20 protein-coding genes are annotated in these 21582 nt (G+C 68.3%); 11 read left to right on the forward strand and 9 right to left on the reverse strand.

Annotation, left to right across the window (positions count from 1 at the left end; translation table 11 throughout):
* Positions 1-9: 9 nt before the first annotated feature.
* The 3 genes from KME78_RS37880 to KME78_RS37890 all read left to right on the forward strand — a co-directional run bounded on the left by KME78_RS37880 (position 10) and on the right by KME78_RS37890 (position 2540).
* Positions 10-552 carry a hypothetical protein gene (locus KME78_RS37880; protein WP_219534277.1) on the forward strand — a complete coding sequence of 181 codons (543 nt, stop codon included), beginning with the start codon at positions 10-12 and terminating at the stop codon, positions 550-552.
* A gap of 1 nt (position 553) precedes the next feature.
* On the forward strand, positions 554-1723 hold the full coding sequence (locus tag KME78_RS37885) for an MAB_1171c family putative transporter (protein ID WP_219534278.1): 1170 nt from the start codon (positions 554-556) through the stop codon (positions 1721-1723).
* Positions 1724-1925: 202 nt separating this feature from the next.
* Positions 1926-2540, forward strand: coding sequence for a dTDP-4-dehydrorhamnose 3,5-epimerase family protein (locus KME78_RS37890; protein WP_246652776.1), 615 nt, complete (start codon positions 1926-1928; stop codon positions 2538-2540).
* A gap of 3 nt (positions 2541-2543) precedes the next feature.
* On the opposite strand, the gene KME78_RS37895 is transcribed toward KME78_RS37890, so the two are convergent.
* The 7 genes from KME78_RS37895 to KME78_RS67440 all read right to left on the reverse strand — a co-directional run bounded on the left by KME78_RS37895 (position 2544) and on the right by KME78_RS67440 (position 10616).
* Positions 2544-4079 (reverse strand): AMP-binding protein, encoded by a 1536-nt coding sequence (locus KME78_RS37895; protein WP_219534279.1) that lies wholly within the window; start codon positions 4077-4079, stop codon positions 2544-2546.
* 104 nt (positions 4080-4183) lie between these two features.
* Positions 4184-4789 carry a hypothetical protein gene (locus tag KME78_RS37900; protein WP_219534280.1) on the reverse strand — a complete coding sequence of 202 codons (606 nt, stop codon included), beginning with the start codon at positions 4787-4789 and terminating at the stop codon, positions 4184-4186.
* Positions 4790-4920: 131 nt separating this feature from the next.
* Positions 4921-5751, reverse strand: coding sequence for a MetQ/NlpA family ABC transporter substrate-binding protein (locus KME78_RS37905; RefSeq protein ID WP_372455031.1), 831 nt, complete (start codon positions 5749-5751; stop codon positions 4921-4923).
* A 6-nt stretch (positions 5752-5757) separates the two neighbouring features.
* A complete protein-coding gene (locus KME78_RS37910; protein ID WP_219534282.1) occupies positions 5758-6414 on the reverse strand; it encodes a methionine ABC transporter permease in 657 nt (218 codons plus the stop codon).
* Between the two features lie 429 nt (positions 6415-6843).
* On the reverse strand, positions 6844-7785 hold the full coding sequence (locus tag KME78_RS37915; RefSeq protein WP_219534283.1) for a methionine ABC transporter ATP-binding protein: 942 nt from the start codon (positions 7783-7785) through the stop codon (positions 6844-6846).
* Positions 7786-8062: 277 nt separating this feature from the next.
* Complete coding sequence (locus tag KME78_RS37920) at positions 8063-9352, reverse strand: alpha-amylase family glycosyl hydrolase (RefSeq protein WP_219534284.1); 1290 nt, start codon at positions 9350-9352, stop codon at positions 8063-8065.
* The gene (locus KME78_RS67440; protein WP_219534285.1) at positions 9336-10616 is read right to left on the reverse strand and encodes an FUSC family protein; all 1281 of its coding nucleotides are present in this window, start codon (positions 10614-10616) and stop codon (positions 9336-9338) included. Before KME78_RS67440 ends, KME78_RS37920 begins: the two co-directional genes overlap by 17 nt.
* Before the next feature lie 109 nt (positions 10617-10725).
* On the opposite strand from KME78_RS67440, the gene KME78_RS37930 reads away from it, so the two are divergent.
* Positions 10726-11154 carry a MarR family winged helix-turn-helix transcriptional regulator gene (locus KME78_RS37930; RefSeq protein WP_219534286.1) on the forward strand — a complete coding sequence of 143 codons (429 nt, stop codon included), beginning with the start codon at positions 10726-10728 and terminating at the stop codon, positions 11152-11154.
* Between the two features lie 294 nt (positions 11155-11448).
* Here the strand turns inward: KME78_RS37930 and KME78_RS37935 are convergent, their stop codons facing one another.
* Both KME78_RS37935 and lon read right to left on the reverse strand, forming a co-directional pair.
* Complete coding sequence (locus KME78_RS37935; protein WP_219534287.1) at positions 11449-12576, reverse strand: Fic family protein; 1128 nt, start codon at positions 12574-12576, stop codon at positions 11449-11451.
* A 110-nt stretch (positions 12577-12686) separates the two neighbouring features.
* A complete protein-coding gene (lon, locus tag KME78_RS37940) occupies positions 12687-15047 on the reverse strand; it encodes an endopeptidase La (protein WP_219534288.1) in 2361 nt (786 codons plus the stop codon).
* A 169-nt stretch (positions 15048-15216) separates the two neighbouring features.
* Between lon and KME78_RS67445 the strand changes: the two genes are divergently transcribed.
* The 7 genes from KME78_RS67445 to KME78_RS37975 all read left to right on the forward strand — a co-directional run bounded on the left by KME78_RS67445 (position 15217) and on the right by KME78_RS37975 (position 21392).
* The gene (locus KME78_RS67445; RefSeq protein ID WP_219534289.1) at positions 15217-16485 is read left to right on the forward strand and encodes a sensor histidine kinase; all 1269 of its coding nucleotides are present in this window, start codon (positions 15217-15219) and stop codon (positions 16483-16485) included.
* On the forward strand, positions 16482-17138 hold the full coding sequence (locus tag KME78_RS37950) for a response regulator (RefSeq protein ID WP_219534290.1): 657 nt from the start codon (positions 16482-16484) through the stop codon (positions 17136-17138). The genes KME78_RS67445 and KME78_RS37950 overlap by 4 nt, the downstream gene beginning before the upstream one ends.
* 69 nt (positions 17139-17207) lie before the next feature.
* A complete protein-coding gene (locus KME78_RS37955; protein ID WP_219534291.1) occupies positions 17208-18566 on the forward strand; it encodes a phenylacetate--CoA ligase family protein in 1359 nt (452 codons plus the stop codon).
* Positions 18567-18837: 271 nt separating this feature from the next.
* Positions 18838-19722 (forward strand): alpha/beta hydrolase, encoded by an 885-nt coding sequence (locus tag KME78_RS37960; RefSeq protein ID WP_219534292.1) that lies wholly within the window; start codon positions 18838-18840, stop codon positions 19720-19722.
* Positions 19723-19826: 104 nt separating this feature from the next.
* Positions 19827-20468, forward strand: a complete 642-nt coding sequence (locus KME78_RS37965) for a biliverdin-producing heme oxygenase (RefSeq protein WP_219534293.1) — start codon at positions 19827-19829, stop codon at positions 20466-20468.
* Positions 20469-20745: 277 nt separating this feature from the next.
* Positions 20746-21069, forward strand: a complete 324-nt coding sequence (locus tag KME78_RS37970) for a WXG100 family type VII secretion target (protein WP_219534294.1) — start codon at positions 20746-20748, stop codon at positions 21067-21069.
* Positions 21070-21095: 26 nt separating this feature from the next.
* Complete coding sequence (locus KME78_RS37975) at positions 21096-21392, forward strand: WXG100 family type VII secretion target (protein ID WP_219534295.1); 297 nt, start codon at positions 21096-21098, stop codon at positions 21390-21392.
* Positions 21393-21582: the final 190 nt, after the last annotated feature.

The raw sequence follows: 21582 nt of genomic DNA on the forward strand, positions 1-21582 counted from the left end.
CGGCATGCTGTGAAGAAGGAGCAGCGGACACCGCATGAGGTGTTGATCGAGGAGCTGGAAGCCGAGGGAGTCATACCCGACCCCTTCGACCTCGAGCTCTTCATTGAACGACTTGAGGGGCGACGAGGCCGCCCCATCCATATGATCCCCATCTCGGCGCGTCGCGGTGCTCCGTGCGGCCTCTATATCCAGACCGGCGGCGCCGACTATCTGTGTTACGTGCGCAGCTCGTCGCCTCTGCACGAGTGCCACATTTTGCTGCACGAGCTCGGCCACCTCGTGCTCGGCCATCAGGACAGCGGTTGGCGGAGCGAAGAGCTCCAGCGCATGCTGCTGCCCAAACTCAACACGGACATGATTCGGCGCGTGTTGTTCAGGACCGGTTACGCCGATCCCGCCGAGGACGCGGCGGAGGATTTCGCCGACCTCATCCTGGCGCCGCGGGTTCTGGGTTCGGCCAGATACACCGTACCGGCGGCGACACCACCCCCGGAAATAGCCGAGGTAGTGCGGAACCTCGAACAGGCGTGGGGGTCCGGAAGGGGATTTTGACGTGGACGACGTGATGTATTGGGGGGAGGCTTCGATCATCTGGACCATCGCCGTACTTGCCACCGTACGGCTCGTCCGGAAACGTCGATCGCCCGTGGATCTCGCCTATTCGGCCCACATCGTCACGCTCAGCCTCAGCGTGTTGGTGCAGTTCCATGACATCCAGCCGGGGCTCGACGCCATCACCCACGTCAACGGGCTCGGGCGCTGGCTGGTGTTCAGCTTCTCCATCGCCTCCATGTGCGCGTTCTGGATCGTGGTGACCTACCTGACGTCACCGGCGGACGACCGGTCGGCGGGCGCTCGCGCGAAGATGTTGTGGGCCGCCGGGGACATCATCGTGATGGGGGCCCTGCTGCTGGGCTCCGGAGTTCCGGACGACGCGGGCGCGGGTTTTCTCGTCGTGCACGGCGAGAACCTGCTCATCATCGGGGCCTATCTGGCCTTCCTCGCCTATATCGCGGCCGGCCTTTTCGACACGCTCCGCCGGACCTGGCGATACGTGAGATACACGCATCAGCCATATTTGCGGCTGGGGCTGCGGCTTGTCGCGGCAGGTGACGCCGGCGGGCTCCTCTATGTGAGCTACTTGGGCGCCACCGCGCTGACCAGCTATTTCTCCCTGCCGACGCCTCCAGGCGCGTCGACCCACGCGGTGACGTACCTCGGGCTCGGCTGCACGACGCTGATCCTGGCCGGTCCCACCATCGGCGTCTGGGGGCCACGGCTCGCCACGCCGCTGCGGGCCGCGGCCCAGCGGCGGGCGCTGTATCGGCTTCGCCCCCTGTGGTCGACGCTGACCGCGGCCATGCCGGAACTCCGACGAGAACCGCCCAGGGTCGGCGACTCCGTGGGATACCAGCTCTATCGCTACGTCATCGAGATCCGTGACTGTCTGCTCGTCCTCGAGTCCTACGCCGGAAAACCGTTTCATGACAGCATGAGCCCGGCCGTGCACGCCCAGAGCGTGGCCCAGGCCCTCCATGCGTTCGCGGCCACGAAGAGACACGCGGCGTGGCCGAGTATCACCCATCCTTCCGCGGCGGACCGGAAACCCGCGGTCACCCGTGATGTCACGTCCGGCGAACCGGCGCTCAGCCCTGGATTGCCGGCCATGAAGGATGAATTGTCGCACCTGACGCGGCTTTCACGCGCCTTCGCGCGGCTCTGACGAAGAGCACAAGAATCCGTGTGAGGTGATTTTCTCGCGCGCCCGAATGGCTTCGATGAATTCCGCATTTCGCCACTTGAAAAACGCGCCATAATTTGGCGATAGGGGGGATAGGGGTGGTTTTAGGGGTTGTCGCGTTTATGCCCCGCTGAAAGCCTTGGATTATCACGAGAGAATATGTCTACGGGAAAGGTTCGCGGGCATGCACATCGAAGAGCTTGACATAGAAGGCTCCTTTTTGATCGAACAGCAAATCTATCCCGACCTGCGGGGAATCTTCCTCGAGCCATTCAGCCAGCCGGCGTTCCGGAAAGCGGTGGGTCATCCGCTCTGGGTGGCCCAGGTCAACTGCTCGGCCTCCCATCGCGGCACCATACGCGGCCTCCATGTCGTGCGGTTGCCGGGCCAGGCCCGCTATTTCAACTGCGCGCACGGAGCCATGCTGTGCGTCGTACTCGACACCAGGATCGGCTCGCCCACATTCGGCGAGCACGTCGCGGTCGAGCTGACCGCCGAAAGCAGGCGGGCCCTTTACGTCGCGGAGGGTCTCGCCGCCGGATTCCTCGCGCTGACCAAGGAGGTGACGGTCTGGTATCTCTGCTCAAGCCTTTACGCGCCGAGCGCGACCGTCTCCATCAACCCGCTGGACCGCGACTTGAACGTGCCCTGGCCGCGGGAGCACGAGTTCATTCTGTCCGAGATGGACAGGACCGCTCCTTCCCTTCGGGAAGCCGCGGAACAGGGACTGCTCCCGCTCTATCGCGATTGCCGGACCCGGTACGCGGAACTCGACGCGATGGCCGACGCTTGTCCATGATTATTACTTGCGTGCAGGCCAGTACTCGTCCTTCAGCAGCCGCTTGTAAAGCTTGCCCGTGGGATGGCGTGGGAGTTCCGCGCGGAAGTCCACCGACTTCGGGCATTTGTAGTGGGCCAGCCGCGCCCGGCAATACTCGATCAGTTCCGCCTCCAGCGCCGGCCCCGCCTCGGCCATCGACACCGGCTGCACCACGGCCTTGACCTGCTCGCCCATCTCCTCGTCCGGGATCCCGAAGACGGCCACGTCGGCGATCTTCGGGTGGAGGCACAGGATGTTCTCCGCCTCCTGCGGGTAGATGTTCACGCCGCCTGAAATGATCATGTACGAGCGGCGGTCCGTCAGGTAGAGGAAGCCCTCGGCGTCCAGGTAGCCGATGTCGCCGAGCGTGGTCCAGCCCCTCCCCTGAGGATCCTGGACGGAGCGGGTCTTGTCGGGGTCGTCGTGGTATTCGAAGCGGGTGGGGCTCTCGAAGAAGATCGTGCCGTGCTCGCCCGGCGGCAACGCGTTGCCGTCCTCGTCGCAGATGTGCACGGTGCCGAGCAGTGAGCGGCCGACCGTGCCCGGGTGCTCCAGCCAGTCCTGCGAGCCGGTGTAGAGGAAGCCGTTGCCCTCGGTGCCCGCGTAGTACTCGTGGATGATCGGGCCCCACCAGGCGATCATCTGCTCCTTGACGGGCACCGGGCAGGGGGCGGCGGCGTGGATGGCGCACTGCAGGGACGACAGGTCGTACTTTTTCCGGATCTCGTCGGGCAGTTTGAGCATCTTGATGAACATGGTCGGGACGAGCTGCGAATGCGTCACCGCGTACTTCTCGACGAGTTCCAGATAACGTTCGGGGTCGAAGCGTTCCATCACCACGATCGTCGCGCCGAGCCGCTGGAAGGTCATGCAGTAGCGCAGCGGCGCCGCGTGATAGAGCGGCGCGGGCGACAGATAGACGCTGTCGCCCGCCGGCGCGAACAGCGCCTCGACGAGCTTGAGCAGCAGGTTCGGCTCCGTCAGCGGCGTGCCCGGCAGGGCGGGCTTGACGCCCTTGGGCCGGCCGGTGGTGCCGGAGGAGTAGAGCATGTCGGAGCCCTGGCACTCGTCGTCGATCGGCATGGGCGGCTGTCCGGCCACCGCCTCCTCGTACGAGTCGAAGCCCTCGGCGGTGCCGTCCAGCATGAGGCGCAGCTCGACGCCGGGCGTCACGGGGGTGATCGAGGTGGCGACCTCCGCCAGACTCGCCTCCGAGAGGAACACCCGGGCGCCGCAGTTGTTCACGATGTACGCGAGCTCGTCGGTCCCCAGCCGCGAGCTGATCGCCGTGTAGTAGAGGCCCGCGCGGTTCGCCGCCCAGGCGATAGCCAGGTAGAGCGGATGGTTGGCGAGCATGAAGGCGACATGGTCACCCGGCCGCAGCCCGGCGGCGCGGAACAGGTGGGCCAGCCGGTTCGACTCCTCGTCCAGCTCACGGTAGGTGACGACCCGGCCGGAGCCCGCCATGATCACAGCGGGCTTGTCTGGCGTGACGGCTGCGATGGCTCCCGGATGCATGACCGAACAGTATTCGGCGAAGTGCGCGCGGCGCCAGGGAATGATGATCGAAAAGTACGGCGAAGCCGCGATCTCATCGTCGAGATCGCGGCTTCGCGGTCCGCTCAGGCAGCGGCGTGATACACGTCCTGCCAACCGGAGTGGAAGCCGGTCGGTCCGTGCCTGTTGCCTCTGCTCACATCCACGTAGATGTGCGCCGCGTCCTTACCCGAGAACGAGTAGTCGGCGGGGTGCCTGCGGCAGTTGGAGAAGGAGTTGAAGCTCGCGTGACCGTCGCGGTCGACGACCTTGAAGGTCTCCCACGCGCACTTGTCGCGGCCCCACCATTTGTAGGTGGTGAGGGTGCTGTCGACGGTGAAGATGTAGCTGAATCGCCACTCCCACACGCGCTTCTTGATCTTCTTGACGACGAACTCGCAGTGCTTCTTGTGGCTCTTCTTGTCGAAGGTGCACACTTTCTGCTTGACGATGAACGTCTTCCAGTACCAGAACTTGAACCGCTTCTTGTCCACGGTCACGTGGCCTTCCGCTTTGGCCTTGTGATCGCTGGAGAAGTAGGGTCCCCAGTCCGCGTCGTAGAAGTGGGACGAGGTGCTGGTGGTAACTGGAGTGGCGGTTGTCGCCGTGGTGGCATTGGCCGATGCCGGTGCGACGATGGCCACCATGGTGGTGGCCGCGACGCCGATCATGATTCGTGAAACGAATCGCACTGGGTCCTCCTCGGGAGAGGTATTGCTGACCCAGTCTTGGTACGTCTGACCGATTGCCGCCCACTTTCAACCCACTTAACACCACAGGTGACGAGATAAGAGGACTTTCCCGATCTTCCGGATTTATGGTGTTATTCTCCGGCAGGGATCACGGAACCGGCGTACTTCTGCTTGATGAACTCCTTGACCTTCGGGTCCTGAAGGAGCTTGCCCAAGGTCACGATGTTCGCGTCCTTCTCGTGCCCGGCAGGCACGACCAGCCCGTTGACGTACGGGTTCCCCTCGGACTTCTCCAGCGCCAGGGCCTGCGAAGCGGGCTTGAGCCCGGCCTCGATGGCGTAGTTGCCGTTGATGACCGCAGCGTCGACGTCGTCGAGCGAGCGGGGCAACTGCGCCGCCTCCAGCGGCTTGAACACCAGCTTCTTCGGGTTGTCGGTCACGTCACGCTCGGTCGCCGCGGTGCCGGCGCCGTCCTTGAGCTTGACCAGGCCGTTGTCGGAGAGCAGCTTGAGCGAGCGGCCCAGGTTCGTGGCGTCGTTGGGCACGGCCACGGTGGCGCCCTGCGGCAGGGCGGCAAGCGTGGTCGCCTTCTTCGAGTACAGCCCCAGCGGCTCCAGGTGCACCGGGGTGACGAAGCTCAGCTTGGTGCCCTTGGAGGCGTTGAAGTCGTCCAGGTAGGGCTTGTGCTGGAAGAAGTTCGCGGCCAGCTGGCCCTCACTGAGCTGGACGTTCGGCTGCACGTAGTCCGTGAACTCCACGATTTCCAGCTTCAGCCCGGCCGCCGGGGCCAGGTTCTGCTTGACGAAGTTCAGGATCTCGGCGTGCGGCACCGGACTGGCGCCCACCTTCAGCACGGTGTCGGCGGACTCGGCGGTCTTGCCGGTAGCACCCTGCGACGTTCCGCATGCGGCGAGCAACAGGGCTAGGGCAACAGCGCCCACAATGTTCCGAAATTTCATGATTTTTCCTTATCTATGTGACAAGCGGCGAGCGACCAGGTCGCCCAAACTCTGGATCAGCTGCACCAGCACGATGAGCAGCACGACGGTGACGATCATGAGCAGGGTCTCGAACCGCTGGTACCCGTACCTGACGGCGAGGTCCCCCAGCCCGCCCCCGCCGATGGTCCCGGCCATGGCCGAGTAGCCGATGAGCGCGACGACGGTGACGGTCACCGCGGCGACGAGGCCGGGCAGCGCCTCGGGCAGCAGCACCTTCCGCACGATGGTCGTACGGCCCGCGCCCATGGCCTGCGCGGCCTGCACCACGTCGGCCCCCACCTCGCGCAGCGCCGTCTCCACCAGCCTGGCGAAGAACGGCACCGCCCCCACGGTGAGCGGCACGACCACGGCCGCGGTACCGATGGTGGTGCCCACGACCAGCCGGGTGAAGGGGATGATGGCGATCATCAGCACGATGAACGGCAGCGACCGCCCCACGTTCACCACGACGCCCAGCACCGACTTGACCGCCGGCAGCGGCCGCAGCCCACCGCGATCGAACACGACGAGCGCCACGCCGAGCGGGAGCCCGAACAGCACGGTGAACAGGGTCGACCAGCCGACCATCTGCGCCGTCTGCCCGGCCGCCTCCCAGAGCAGCGGTCCCATCTCATCCCAGGTCATAGCTGTCCCTCCCCCGAACGGTCTGGCGACTTCCGCCCTGAACACCGGTCCGGCGTCCCGAACGGTCTGCCGATTCCGGCCCTCCCCCGGACGGCCGGCCGATTCCGGCCCTGAACGCTGACCCGGCGCCCCCGGACAGCCGGCCGATTCCCGTCCTGAATGCCGACCCGGCGCCCCCGGACAGTCGGCCGGGCGTCGCCCGCCGCGCCGAGACTGCGGGACGTCGGACGGTGGAGACCGGCGCGGAGATCACGGCGGCCGGCCAGAGCCACGGACCGGGGTCAAGAAGGCGCACGTCACGGCGCTCAGCCGACTCCACCGGAGGAGCGTGTCCCTGGACAGGGCCCGGCCACGGACGGCGGGTGGGGCCCACCGTGCTGTGCCGTACAGCAGAGATGGCTTTGCTGTGCCGTACGACAGAAGCGGCTTTCACAACACCACCCCCCGCGCGCGCAGGAAGTCCAGCGCGGAGGCCTCCTCGTCGCCCGACAGGGACACTCGCAGGCGACCGACCGCGCTCCCCGCGAGGTTCTCGATCGAGCCGCCCAGGATGCTCACGTCCACGTCGAACTTGCGCACCACCTCCGACACCACCGGCTGATGCGGGTCGCCCGTGAAGGTGAGCGTGATCGAGCCCGCGGGCGCCGGCTCGGGCAGGGGGAAGATCTCGCGGGTCAGTCGCGATCCCGGCGTCCTGATGAGGTCGGCGATCGTGCCCGACTCCTCGACGCGGCCGTCCGACATGATGGCGACCGAGTCGCAGATGCTCTTGACCACGTTCATCTCGTGGGTGATCAGCAGGATCGTCAGGCCGAGCTCGGTGTTGAGCCGCTTGAGCAGGGACAGGATCGACTGCGTGGTGGCCGGGTCGAGGGCGGAGGTGGCCTCGTCCGACAGCAGTACCGACGGGTTGCCCGCCAGCGCCCTGGCGATGCCGACGCGCTGCTTCTGGCCGCCCGAGAGCTGGTTCGGGCGGTCGCCGCCCCGGCCGCTGAGGCCGACCAGGTCGAGGAGTTCGGTGACGCGGCGTTCCCGTTCGGCCCTGGGCACGCCCATGACCTCCAGCGGGAACGCGACGTTCCCGGCGACCGTGCGCGAGGAGAGCAGCGCGAAATGCTGGTGGATCATGCCGATGCGCTGCCTGGCCCGGTTGAGGTCGCCGCTGCGCAGCGCGGTGAGGTCCTGCCCGGCGACGGTCACGGTGCCCGCGGTGGGGCGTTCGAGCAGGTTGACGCAGCGCAGGAGCGTGCTCTTGCCCGCGCCGCTCTGGCCGAGCACGCCGTAGATCTCGCCTTCGCGTACGTGCAGGTCGACGCCGTCGAGGGCGACGGTGTTCCCATACACCTTGCGCAGGCCGGACGCCTGTATCACCAAAAATCCCCACCACTAAGAGCGGCAGTACGCCGCTGGAATCGACATCGTCATCGTCAGAGGGCCCGTGGGCGGGCGGTCTAACGCGTGCCGGGGTGGAAGGGCAGGTGGCTCAGCCTGCGCAGCACAAAACTGGGAGAAATCATGGGTGACCTTCGAGGTGGGGACGTCTGGCTATCGGTTCTGACAGTCCACGGCGAACATTCGCCCCATACAGCAACACCTGGCGCCACTGCGGGCGCTCTGGTCTGTCGCGTATGCCTCGTTCACGCCATTGTTAACGTCTACCTGTCTTCCCGCTATTCCCTACTTCCTCGGTGACTTGGATCACGATGCTCCAGCCGTGCGCCGGAACGACGGCCGGGTCGCTCACACCACGCTGCGGCTCGGCCACGTCGACCTGGCCGATCGGGAACCGGTGCGGCTCGTCGCCGAGGTTCAGCAGGGTGACGATCTCCGTCCCGCCGCCGTCGCGGGGCCGGGAGCGGAGCGCCACGGCCGTGTTGGTCAGGTGTTCGGCGGTGGTGTGGGCTCTGACCAGCCACGGGTGACGCCGGCGCAGGCCGATGAGCCGCTGGTGCAGCCGATAGACGTCGGTCCCGTCCGGGGCGAGGCCGCCCGGCTCCGCGGGGAACGCCGGCCTGATCGCGTCGTCACCGCCCGCCCGCTCCTCCTTCAGCCCCCGGAACGCCTGCTCGTCCCCGTAGTAGACGCTCGGCAGGCCGCCGACGGTGAACAGCACGGCCAGGGCGTGGCCGAGGTGCCGAGGGTCCTCAAGCCGGGTGGCGATCCTGGTGACATCATGGTTCCCGACGAACGTGAGGGGGACGAAGGTGTCCAGCAGCCCGTCGTGGCGGTCGAGGGCCCAGGCGAGTTCGAAGAGGTTACGGTCGTTGAGCGAGCTCCAGATGGCCTTCCACAGCTCGTACTGGGTGACGGAGTCGAGCCCCGACTCGGCGACATATCTGGCGTAGTCGCCGTGGATCACCTCGCCGCCGAACCACGCCTCCGGGTGCCGCGCGCGCACCTCGCCCAGGACCTCCCGCCAGAACGACGCCGGTACGGCATAGGCGGCGTCGAGCCGCCAGCCCGCCGCGCCACGGTCGAGCCAGTGGTTCATGACGGCGGCGACGTGGTGCCGCACGGCGGGTTCGGCGTGGTCGAGCGCGACGAGCCCCTGATGCCCCTCGAACACCTCGTAGCCCTCGGACCCCCTCCTGAACCATCGCTCGTCCGCCTGGAACGACCGGCCGACGTGGTTGAACACGCCGTCGAGGATGATCCGCAGCCCGCGTCGCCGCGCCTCGGCGACGAGAGAGTCGAAGTCGGCGTCGTCACCGAGGCGGGGGTCGATCCTGAAGTGATCGACGGTGTCGTAGCCGTGAGTCTCGGCGGCGAAGATCGGGCCGAGCTGGAGCCCCGAACAGCCCAGTTCCACGACGTAGTCCAGCCACGCCTCCAGGTGGCGCAGCCGGTGCCGCACCTCCGGTCGAGCGGTGGCCGGGGCCCCGGTGAAGCCGAGCGGGTAGACCTGCCACCAGATCGCATGTTCAGTCCACGACGGCACGTGTGCTCCTCTTTCTGCGTACTGCCCAGTTGCGTACTGCCCAGGGCAGGAATCCCAGACCCAGGGCCAGTACGCACCCGATGGCCGTGTCGGCCAGCCGGTACCCGATCGTGGCGGGGGCCACGCGTCCGCCGCCCTCCATGAGCAGCAGGACGAGCGGCGTCATGACGGTCGCGTACAAGGTGTAGTCGCGATCCTTGAGCACCGGCCTGACCGCGGCCAGCCCGGCGACGAGCAGCACGAACAGCCACGGCGCCGGCACCCACAACAGTACGGCGGACCCGGCCAGCACTCCGGCGCCGGTACCCGCGGCCCGCTCGATCGCCCGCCGCGGCGCGCCGTCCAGTTGCCGCCTGACGACGATCACGACGGTGACGGCGATCCAGGAGGCGGTCGGCTGTGGCCACACCAGGCCGATGATCTCGGCGGCGGACAGGCAGGTGATCAGGCGGATGGGGTACTGCCAGCCGCGCACGGTCCCGAGCGTCCGCCACCAGCGGCGCAGCAGCGCTCGCTTGGTGGGCGCGGGGTTCGCCGGCGGTACAACGGCGGGCTCTGTGCGACGGACTCCGAGGCGCGGTCGTTTCGTGCGCGGTTGTCTCGTGTGGGTGCACAGCGCGGTGACCAGCAGGCCCCAGATCGCCCCTTCGGCGAACAGTACGGCGGCTGCGACAGGAGCGGCGTGCTTGGCCAGGCCGGTCGAGATGACCATGAAAACGATGAAGCGAGTGGTGTGCTCGGCCATGGGACGGCTGATCCCGCCCACCACCGCCACCATGGCCGCGACGAGCACGATGGTGACCGCCGCGATCCAGCCATGCCCGCCGACGGCAGCACCGACGAGCCCCGCCACGGTCGTGGTCGCGACCGCGTAACCACCTCGCCTAAACCCCTCCGCCAAGGCCGTGCCCCTTGCGACCACGCCATCGACGGGTGCGGCGGCGGCCCTGGAGACGCTGTCGGCGGGCGTGGCGCCCGCAGGGACGCCACCAACCGGCACGACGCCCCCAGACCCGGCACCAGTGGGTCCGGCACTGGTGGGCCCGGCACCAGTGGGCCCGGCACCAGTGGGCCCGGCACCGGTGCGCCCGGCACCTGCGGGCCCAGCGTCTGCGGGCCCGGCACCTGTGGAGACGCCGCTGACGGCAAGGGCGCCGAGGGCGGCCAGCGTGCCGAGGGCAGGGTGCCCGGAGGCGACGCCCCAGGCGACCGGCCCACCGAGCCCCAGCCCGGCGGCGATCATACGTCGCGTCTCGATCCCCACGTCGGCACCTCCCGACGCCGGACCCTACCACCTTCCTACGCATTGCGTAGTAAATTTCCCGCTAACTACCTCTATATCCAGACATTTAGTAAGTGCTACCGTAATAATCATGGACGACGAGGAACTACGAGCCACGGCCGTATCGCTCCGCCGGGCGGCCGTCGGCCTGGCGCGGCGCCTGCGCGAGGAGCGCCCCGCACACGGCCCGGGCGCCCTGGCCCTCTCCCTTCTCGGCCACCTGCGCCGACGCGGCCCTATGACCGCCGGAGAGCTGGCCACGGCCGAACACCTGCAACCGCAGTCCGTCACCCGCGCCCTCGCCGCCCTGGACGAGCAGGGCCTGATCCGCCGCTCACGCGACGAGGACGACCGCCGCCGGCACCACATCGTCCTCACCGAACGGGGCACCGCGATGCTCACCGAGCAGGCCGGCACCACGGACCTGTGGCTGGCCCAGGCGATGGCCCAACGACTCACCCCGGCGGAGTGCCGCATCCTGGCCGTGGCAGCCGACTTGCTGGACCAACTGCACTCGTAGCCGAGGTCAGCCCGAATGCGGCTGCATGCGACGGGCAAAGCGGTTCAATGCCGCAGGTGGGGAAGCGGCGAGCGGGGCCTGACAGTCCTCCGCTGGGCAGCGCACCCATGACCTGGCCACCGCCCGTGGGGCAGCCGAGGCATTCGACGTGGCGGCCCAGTACGACATCGACGAGATCGCACAGGCCGTTGAGCACGCGGCCCGCTTGGGAAAGACCGACACCGTCCTCGTCACCATCCCCTGATCCCGTAACACCGAAGGAGAGCGCTCAGCCCGACCTCAGTCGGCCAACTCCTACCGGTAGGGATCGCGCAGCGGGGTCACACGTTCGGCGAAGTCGGCCTTGATCCTGGCCATGCGCGGGCCTGGGGCGTAGAAGCGGCCCTTGGTCTCGCCGTACGGCTGGAGCCACCCCTTGGCCGCGAGGTCGCGCAGGTCGCGCGCGGCCTGGCCCTGGCTGAGCCCTTCGTCGGCCTGGTAGCGGCTCCTGCGCAGGCGTCTGTTCACGAACACCTCGTAGAGGGCGGAGACGCTCCGGTTGTTGAGGCCGTCGGCGTCGACCTGCTCCTCCAGCAGCATCCAGATCTCTCCGGCCTCGGCGAGCCGCTGGCTCACCCGCTGCGCCTGCATGTGATGAGCTTTCAGGCAGAAGCGCACCCACGGCAGGGTGTCCCCGTGCGGGCCCCACTGCCGGCCGCCCACCAGGCCGAGCACGTCGTAATACTCGATGGTGGTGCGCTGCTGACCGAGCCACTCCTCGATGGAGGAGAACTCGGGCAGCATGATCTGCTCCCTGCCCAGGACGAGCGTCTGGAGCGCGCGGGACATCCGGCCGTTGCCGTCGCGCCAAGGGTGGATCTTGACCAGGTTGAAGTGGGCCATCGCCGCCCGGACATAGCTCGGGCAGTCCCGATCGCCCTCGTTGAGCCACCCGACCAGCTCGTCCAGGAGGCCCGGCACCAGGTCGGCGTCGGGCCCCTCATAGACCACGGCGCCCGAGTCGGAGTCGCGGATATAGATGCCACCAGGCCGGATCGCGCCCGGCGACTTGTCGCGATGGTGACCGATGACCATGAAGTTGAGCCCGTGGAGCAGCCCCACGTCGAACCGGAACACCGGCGCCCGCGAAAGCACCTGGATGTAGGTCAGCGCCTGCTGATATCCGGCGATCTCCCGCGACACCGGCACCGACGTCTCCAGCGGCTCCTCCCCCGCCATGATCGACTCGATGTCCTCCACGCTGGCCCGGTAACCCTCGATCGAGTTGGACCCCTGGATCGCCCGAGCCCGCAACTGCCTGCGCAGTTGCCCGTCCCAGCGATGCGTCTCGGCCAGCCGATACTTGAGGTCCCGCCGCATGTCCTCGATCTCCGCGAGCACCGCCTTGTCGGCGGCTTCCAGCGCGGGCGTGCCGTACAACATGGGCCCCAGAAAAGCATGAGCGAATCATTCAGTCAAATGAACGAATGATTCGCCCAAAACACCAAAAGCCCCGCCGTACCGGAGTACAGCGGGGCAGCTGGTCGGTCAGGTCAGGCCGCGACCGGGGAGGCGACCTGGGCCGGGGACAGGGCGATGTCGAGGACCTCGCGCACGTCGCTGACCGGGTGGATCGTCAGCTCGTTACGCACCTCCTCGGGCACGTCGTCCAGGTCCGGCTCGTTGCGGGCCGGGATGAGGACCGTGGTGATGCCTGCCCGGTGCGCCGCCAGCAGCTTCTGCTTGACGCCGCCGATCGGCAGCACCCGACCGGTGAGCGAGATCTCACCGGTCATGGCCACGTCACTGCGTACCGTACGGCCGGACAGGAGCGAGGCCAGCGCGGTCGTCAGCGTCACGCCCGCCGAGGGGCCGTCCTTGGGCACGGCGCCCGCGGGGAAGTGGACGTGGACCGAGCGGTCCTTGAACGCGGTGACCGGCAGCTCCAGCTCCGCGCCGTGCGAGCGCAGGTAGGAGAGCGCGATCCTGGCCGACTCCTTCATCACGTCGCCCAGCTGGCCGGTGAGGGTCAGCCCGGTCTCGCCGGTCTCCGGCTCGGCCAGGGACGCCTCGACGTAGAGGACGTCGCCGCCCGCGCCAGTGACCGCCAGACCGGTCGCCACTCCGGGCACCGAGGTGCGCTGGGTGGCCTCGGGCAGCGACGACTCCGGCACGAACCTCGGGCGGCCGATGTAGCCGACCAGGTCGTCCTCGCCGACGGTGACGGGCAGCTCGTTCTTGGCCGCGACCTTGCGCAGGATGCGGGCGACCGAGCGCTCCAGGGACCGTACGCCGGCCTCCCGGGTGTATTCGGCGGCCAGCCTGCGCAGCGCCGCGTCCTCGACGCCCACCTCGTCGGCGGTCAGTCCGGCGAGGTCGAGCTGCCGGGGCAGCAGGTGGTCACGGGCGATGGCGACCTTCTCGTCCTCGGTGTAGCCGTCGAGCGTGACGACCTCCATGCGGTCGAGCAGCGGCCCGGGGATGGCCTCCAGGACGTTGGCCGTCGCCAGGAACAGCACGTCGGACAGGTCCAGCTCGACCTCGAGGTAGTGGTCGCGGAACGTGTGGTTCTGCGCGGGGTCGAGCACCTCGAGCAGGGCCGCCGTCGGGTCGCCGCGGTAGTCGGCGCCGACCTTGTCGACCTCGTCGAGCAGGACGACCGGGTTCATCGACCCGGCCTCGCGGATGGCGCGGACGATGCGGCCGGGCAGCGCGCCGACGTAGGTGCGCCGGTGACCGCGGATCTCCGCCTCGTCGCGGACGCCGCCGAGCGCGACGCGGACGAACTTGCGGCCCATCGCCCGCGCGACGGACTCGCCCAGCGAGGTCTTGCCCACTCCGGGAGGACCGGCGAGCGCGAGTACGGCGCCGCTGCGGCGGCCGCCCACCACGCCCATGCCCTTGTCCTGACGGCGCTTGCGCACGGCCAGGTGCTCGATGACGCGGTCCTTCACGTCGGCGAGGCCGGTGTGGTCGGCGTCCAGCACCTCACGGGCGCCGGTGATGTCGTAGTTGTCCTCGGTCCGCTCGTTCCACGGGAGGTCGAGGACGGTGTCGAGCCAGGTACGGATCCAGCCGGTCTCGGGAGACTGGTCGGACGTACGCTCCAGCTTGTCGACCTCCTTGAGCGCGGCCTCGCGCACCTTCTCCGGCAGGTCGGCCGCCTCGACGCGGGCCCGGTAGTCCTCTTCCTCGGTCTCGGTGGAGTCGCCGTTGAGCTCCTTGAGCTCCTTCCGGACTGCGGCGAGCTGCTGGCGCAGCAGGAACTCACGCTGCTGCTTGTCCATGCCCTCCTGGACGTCCTTGCGGATCGTCTCGGCCACGTCCAGCTCGGCGAGGTGCTCGCGCGACCACTCGACCAGTCTGGCCAGCCGGTCGGCCGGGTCGGCGGCCTCCAACAGCTCGACCTTCTGGGCCGTCGTCAGCCAAGGCGTGTAGCCGGAGCTGTCGGCCAGCACCGAAGGGTCGTCGATCTGGTTGACCTGGTCGACCACCTGCCAGGCGCCGCGCTTCTGCAGGATCGTGGTGGCCAGGGCCTTGTACTCCTTGGCCAGCTCCTGGGCGCGCTCGCCGGCGGAGACGGCCTCGATCACGATGGCCTCCACCCACAGGGCGGCGCCGGGGCCGGTCGTGCCGGTGCCCACGCGAACCCGGTTGACGCCCCGCACCACCGCGGCGGGCTCGCCACCGGGCAGCCTTCCGACCTGCTCGACAACGGCCTGCACGCCGACCGCGCCGTAACGACCGTCGATCCGGGGAACGAGGAGGACCCGCGGCTTGTTGCCACCAGATGCCTGGGCCGCGTCTATGGCCGCCCGCACCTCGGAGTCGGACAGGTCCAGCGGAACCACCATGCCCGGCAGGACGACCTCGTCGTCCAGCGGCAGGACCGGGAGGATCAAGCTCTCACTCATTCGAACTCCAAAGGGTTGAGTTATACCGACTCAATTCATTAGAGCCCGTGATTGTTCCCAGGCTTGCCGATGTTCGCTCACGGCGATCGTAATCATGTAAGCCAGTCATACCTGGGGATGACGACCCAGGGTTGATGCCCGCCCGGCCACGCGCCCGTAGGGTGGTCGCGTGTTCTCGGCAGTGGTGCGGCCCTTCGCGCTGGCGCTGTTCCAGGGCGACGCGGACCCGCCGCCGCCCCGCTCGCGCTGGCTGCGTTTCCGGCTGCCCCGCTGGCAGCCGCTGACCGGCGTTCTCGACCTGGTCCAGGTGGTGGACGTCCTGGTGGCGCTGCTCCTGTTCGTCAGCACATACTCCCAGCTCGTCGACTGGAACGACGTCGCCAAGCTGCCGGTCAACGACCCGTTGCTCTACCTCGCCACTGCCGCGGTGTCCGTGCCCGTGGCGCTGCGCGACCGATGGCCGCTGGCCGCCTGGCGGATGACCATGGTCCTGCTGCCGGTCGCCCTCTGGGTGACGCAGACAATCGGCACCAGCAGTCCGCCCTACTCGCTAGGGCTGGTGGTGATGTACCCGTTGGTGACCTATTCGGTGGCCGTGCGCTGCGACCGCCCGATCACCGTCGCGGTGTGGGTGCTGAGCTTCCTGGCCGCGTGGATCGTCGATCCCGACTCGCTGTACCTCGTCACGGTCATGGTGACCGTCGCTCTGCTGTTCGGCTACAACGTGCGCGTACGCCGTAACGCCACGGCCAGGCTCGCCGAGGAGGAACGGCGCTCGCGGCTCGCCGAAAGCGCCCAGGCCGCGCTCGAAGAGCGGGCCAGGATCGCGCGGGAGCTGCACGACGTGGTCGCCCACCACATGTCGGTGATCGCCATCCAGGCCGAGGCGGTGCCGCTCAAGGCGGCCGGCGATCCCGCCCTGCTGGAGGCGGGCCTGGCCGAGATCCGCAGCCTGTCCCTGGAGGCCATCGCCGAGCTGCGCCAGGTGCTCGGCGTGCTGCGCGACCAGGACGGCCGCGCCGATACCGCGCCGCAGCCCGGCCTCGACCGGCTCGACGAGCTCGTGTCCAACGCCCGCGCCGCCGGGCTCACCGTGCTGGTCAGGCGGCCGGAGCCGCTCGGGCCGCTGCCACCCGCCGTGGGTCTGTCCGCGTACCGGATCGTGCAGGAGTCGCTGAGCAACGCGATGCGGCACGCGCCCGGCGCCACGGTCACGATCACCGTCGAGCAGGACGGCGACGCCTTACGGCTGCGCGTCGCCAACGGCGGCGGCACCGCGCCGGGCGGCCCCGCGGGGGCCGGGCAGGGGCTGGTGGGCATGCGCGAACGGGCGGCGCTGCTCGGCGGCACGTTGGAGGCGGGACCGGTCGACGGAGGCGGTTTCCAGGTGACCGCCACGCTGCCGATCGCGGTGGCGGCTACGGAGGAGACGACGTGATCCGGGTCCTGATCGCGGACGACCAGGGGATGGTGCGCACCGGGTTCACGGTGTTCCTGAGCACGCAGGCCGACATCGAGGTGGTGGGCGAGGCGGCCAACGGCGAGGAGGCGATCCGTCAGGCGGCCGAGCTGCGGCCCGACGTGGTGCTCATGGACGTACGCATGCCGGTCATGGACGGACTGGAGGCGACCAGACGGCTCCTGTCGTCGGGCGACGGCCCGAAGGTGCTCATCCTGACCACCTTCGACCTCGACGACTACGTCTATGAGGCGCTGCGGGCGGGGGCGAGCGGGTTCCTGCTCAAGGACGCCTCGGCCGTCCAGCTCGCCGAGGCCGTGCGGGTGGTCGCGGCGGGCGACGCGCTCATCGCTCCGGCGGTCACCAAGCGGCTGATCCACGAGTTCGCCCGGCTGGGCGCGCCTCGGGCGCCGACGGTGCGCCGGCTGGCGGAGCTGACCGAGCGCGAGACGGAGGTGCTCGCGCTGGTCGCGCAGGCGATGTCCAACCAGGAGATCGCGGTGAAGCTGGTGGTGGCGGAGCAGACGGTCAAGACGCATGTGGGGCGGGTGCTGATGAAGCTGGGGCTGCGCGACAGGGCACAGGCGATCGTCTACGCGTACGAGACGGGGCTGGTACGCCCGGGCGAGTGAGCGTCCTCTTCGCGGACAGGCGGGCGTGACCGCGTGCGTGGACGGGAGGCAGGACCTACCGTCTGAGAAATGGATCCGCTTGCGCTTTTCCGTCAGGTGGCCGCGTCGGTGCCCGCGTATGGGGAGTTCCTCGCCGAGCATGGCGTCGACCCAGGCCAGGTGACCACTATGTCCGACTTCGCGCGGTTGCCGCTGCTCACCAAGGACGGCTATCTCAACCGCCATCCGCTCCCCCGGCTCTGCCGCGACGGCGTGATCGGCGACATGATCGCGGTCTCGTCCGGTTCGACGGGCACGCCGTCGTTCTGGCCGCGGTCCGCCTCCGACGAGCGGGTGATCGCGTCGCGGTTCGAGGAGGTGTTCCGGGACTCGTTCGAGGCCCGGGAGCGCAGGACGCTAGCCGTCGTCTGTTTCGCGCTCGGCACCTGGGTGGGCGGGCTGTTCACCCTGGCCTGCTGCCGTCACCTGGCCGAGCGCGGCTACCCGATCACCGTGGTCGCCCCCGGCAACGACAAGCGGGAGATCCTTCGCGTCATCCCGCAGCTGGCCCCGCACTTCGACCAGGTGGTGCTGCTCGGCTATCCGCCCTTCCTCAAGGACGTCATCGACGCGGGGCTGCCCTGGGCCAGGTGGAACGTCAAGCTCGTCACGGCCGGCGAGGTGTTCAGCGAGGAGTGGCGTGCGCTCGTGGCGGACAAGGCGGGCATCGCCGACCCGGTGCGCGGCATCGCCTCCCTGTACGGCACGGCCGACGCGGGGGTGCTGGGCAACGAGACTCCTCTCTCCGTGGAGATCCGCCGGTTCCTCGCCGGACGTCCCGGGGCGGCGAGGGAGCTGTTCGGCGAGTCGCGGCTGCCGACCCTCGTCCAGTACGACCCTGAGGTCCGCTTCTTCGAGGAGCACGAGGGCACGCTGGTGTTCTCGGGCGACAACGGCATCCCGCTGGTCCGCTATCACATCGCCGACGAGGGCGGGATCGTGCCGTTCGAGCGGATGCTCCGCTTCCTGGGGAAATGCGGCTTCGAGCCGTCGGCGACCAGTCCCTCCCGGCCGTTCGTGTACGTGTTCGGGCGCAGCCACTTCACGGTGTCCTACTACGGGGCGAACGTGTTCCCGGAGAACATCTCCATCGGACTCCAGCAGCCGGCGGTCAGTTCGCTGGTCACCGGGAAGTTCGTCATGGAGGCGGTGGAGGACGACCGGCGCGACCGGCATCTCACGGTGACGGTGGAGCTGATGCCCGGCGAGAAGCCGTCGGAGGAGACGGCCCGGCTCGTGGGCGAGTCGATCCTGGCGCAGTTGCTCCGGCTCAACAGCGAGTTCGCGGCGTATGTGCCGATGGCTCGGCAGGCGCCGTTCATCCGGCTGCGGGAACTGGGCGATCCTGAGTACTTCCCACCCGGCGCCAAGCACCGCTACACGCGCTGACCACCTCGTCCGCCAGACGCCAGGCGAAGGCGCTGTCACCGCCAGGCATTTGCCTCCCCGGGCATTTGACTTCGGATGCGTCATCCCCAGGTACTTGCCGGCCGCGGCATCAACCCCAGGTATTTGGCTTCGACCGTGTCACCCCAGACGCTTGCCGACCACCGCGTCACCCCTGGGTACTCACCGACGGCCGCATCAACCCCAGGTACTACCGGAGAATTCAAACCCAGCGGTGACGCGGTCGACGCCCTCCCTTCCATAAGTTCTGATCATGCTCAGAATGCTCACGCTCGCCGGAAGTCTCGCGTTCGGCGCGGTCCTGGCACTGCCCAGCCAGCACAGTGGCCGGCTCGTGAAGGTCTACGGCGATCTGGCCACCGCCGATCGCGTCGCCATCGTCGTGCCGGGTGCCGACACCACGGTGGCCACCTTCGAGGCGAGCACGAAGCGGCCGGGCGGCGCGGCCCGGGCGCTGCTGGCCGAGGCCGCCAAGGTCGGGCACGGCGAGAGACTGGCCGTGGTCGCCTGGCTCGGCTACGACGCGCCGCCAACGTGGAGCCTGGGCGCCATCACGGACACGGCGGCCGTCGAGGGAGCGAAGGCACTTCGCCGTACCGTCACGGAATTGCACGCGCGGACGTCGGCACCGATCGCGCTGCTGTGCCACAGCTATGGGTCCGTCGTGTGCGCCAAGGCCGGGCCGGACCTTCCCGTGGCCGACATGGCGCTGTTCGGCAGCCCCGGAATCGACACACCATCCGACCGCATGCTGTCCAACCCCACACCCGCCGACTCCGCACCCTCCAACGCCACGCTGCCCAACGCCACGCCATCCGGCCCCCCGCTGCTCAACCCCACGCCCACGCTGCTCGACCGCACGCTGCTCAACCCCGCGCCATCCGACCCCACGCCGTCTGCCACCAGGGTGTGGGCGGGTGTGGGCGGGAGCGATTGGATCAGGTTCGTGCCGAAAGTGAAGCTCGGGCCGCTCGGTTTCGGGGCCGACGCGCTGAGTCCCGGGTACGGCGCGCGGGTGTTTGAGGTCGGTCCCGGCGGGCACAGTGACTACTTCGCACCCGGCACGCCGTCGCTACGCAATCTCACGTTGATCGCCTTAGGCCGCCCCGGCGACGTGGTGGCTGCCACACCAGCATGACAGGGTCGGGTTTAATGACAGTGTGTCGTCATCAACTTGACGTGCCCATCCAGGGTTTGTGACACTTTGTCATGAAAGACCCCGGCCACACATTGAGGTGAAGCGTGACGTCGTTCTCCGAGATCTTGAAGAACGCCACCTGGGGCGACCACGAGTCGGCCGAGGACGAGAGCTACCTCAAAGAGCTGATGAGCGGCCGGTTGAGCGAGCAGGACTACGGCGAGCTCGTCGCCCAGCACTACTTCGCCTACCTCGCTCTCGACGGCGCCGCCAAGACGCTGGTCGACCACCCGGTGGCCGGGCGGTTCGTCTTTCCGGAGCTCTATCGGGAGCCAGCGTTGGAGCGTGACCTGCGGACCGTCTACGGTGCCGGCTGGCGCGACCGGATCGCCCCCTCGAAGGCGACCCGGACCCTGGTGGCGCGGATCGAGCAGGTGGCCGACTGGCCGGGTGGCTACATCGCCCACCACTACACCCGCTACATGGGCGACCTGTCTGGCGGGCAGTTCATCCGGATGGAGCTGCAGAAGATCTACGGCTACCAGAAGGGCGGCGGGGTCGACTTCTATCTGTTCGACGAGGTCGGCAGCCTGCCCAGGTTCAAGAACGAATATCGCGCCCGCCTCGACGCGCTGCCCTTCGGCGAGCGGGAGCAGCAGCGCATGATCGGCGAGGTCAAGCTGGCCTACCAGCTCAACACCGAGGTGCTCGGCGAGCTGTTCCACGTGATCAAGGCCGCCGCATAGGACGCCCTGCCGGTGAAATACGAGTGGCCGCGCCGCCACTGACCGATCGGCGCGCATTTCGAATATCGCCCTCTTTCCCGCACCGTCGGCACAGGCGTTGACGCTGGTCGGCCGCATGTCGGGTCGCGAAGTACGCGCATTCGCCAACATTTACAGGAAAATTGAAATCGTGGCTTCGCCGCCGCGTGCGCACTTATATTGGCTCGCGTCGCACGAAATTCTCGCACGTTTCAGGCGGGTTATTCACGCCTGACCGCACCACACCGGAAGGCGAACCGTGACGCAGCCGACCACGTACCAGCAAGGAAGTCAGCAGGACGCGGCCACGCGCGCGCTGACCGCGCACGAGCACATCAGCCAGATCCACAGCAGGCTGCTCCAGATCCCCGAGCAGCTCGGCGGCGCGTGGAAGGGCGAGTCGGCGACCGTCTACGCGCAGGTTCTCAACGAGTGGAACCCGCAGTTCAAGAAGGTCATCGACGCCCTCCACCTGATCGCCGAGAACCTCAAGGGCTCCGGGATCGAGTACGAGGAGGCCAGCACCTCCGCGCAGGCCGTCACGCAGAACCTCATGGCCGCGCTCAACGGCGGCAAGCTCTGAACACCGACTGCTAAGGAGGGGTGGCCATGGGCGACCCGGACATCATTCTCGCTAATTTCGACCAGATGGAAGAGATCGCGGCCGAGCTCGGCCGGGCGTACGGCAGCCTGGTCGGCGAGCTGACCGACCTGGAGAACGACCTGAAGATCCTGGAGACCTGGGACGGCTCCGCGAAGGGCGTCTACCTGGAGGCCAAGCGCAACTGGAACGAGGCCGTGGTGACGATGGGTGACACCATGCAGCGCTTCGGCCCGGCCCTGCATGACGCCACTGGGATCATGCGCGACGCCGAGCAGGCCAACGTCCGCCGCTGGGGCACCTGACCGCGATCGGCGGCTCGGCCTGGCCCCAGCGAGCCGCCGCTCGGTCGGCCACACGGCGGCCATGGTTCGGACTGGCGAGGACGACCCGGAGGTCCACCGATGGACGGTCCTGTTGCGCAGACTGGCTCCGTCTGCACTTCTGACAAATGATCTTGTCGTCGGGCGCCGTAGATTCCCAGCAAGGATGCAC

It is taken from the genome of Nonomuraea guangzhouensis (assembly GCF_019396345.1).
Taxonomy (GTDB): Bacteria; Actinomycetota; Actinomycetes; order Streptosporangiales; family Streptosporangiaceae; genus Nonomuraea; species Nonomuraea guangzhouensis.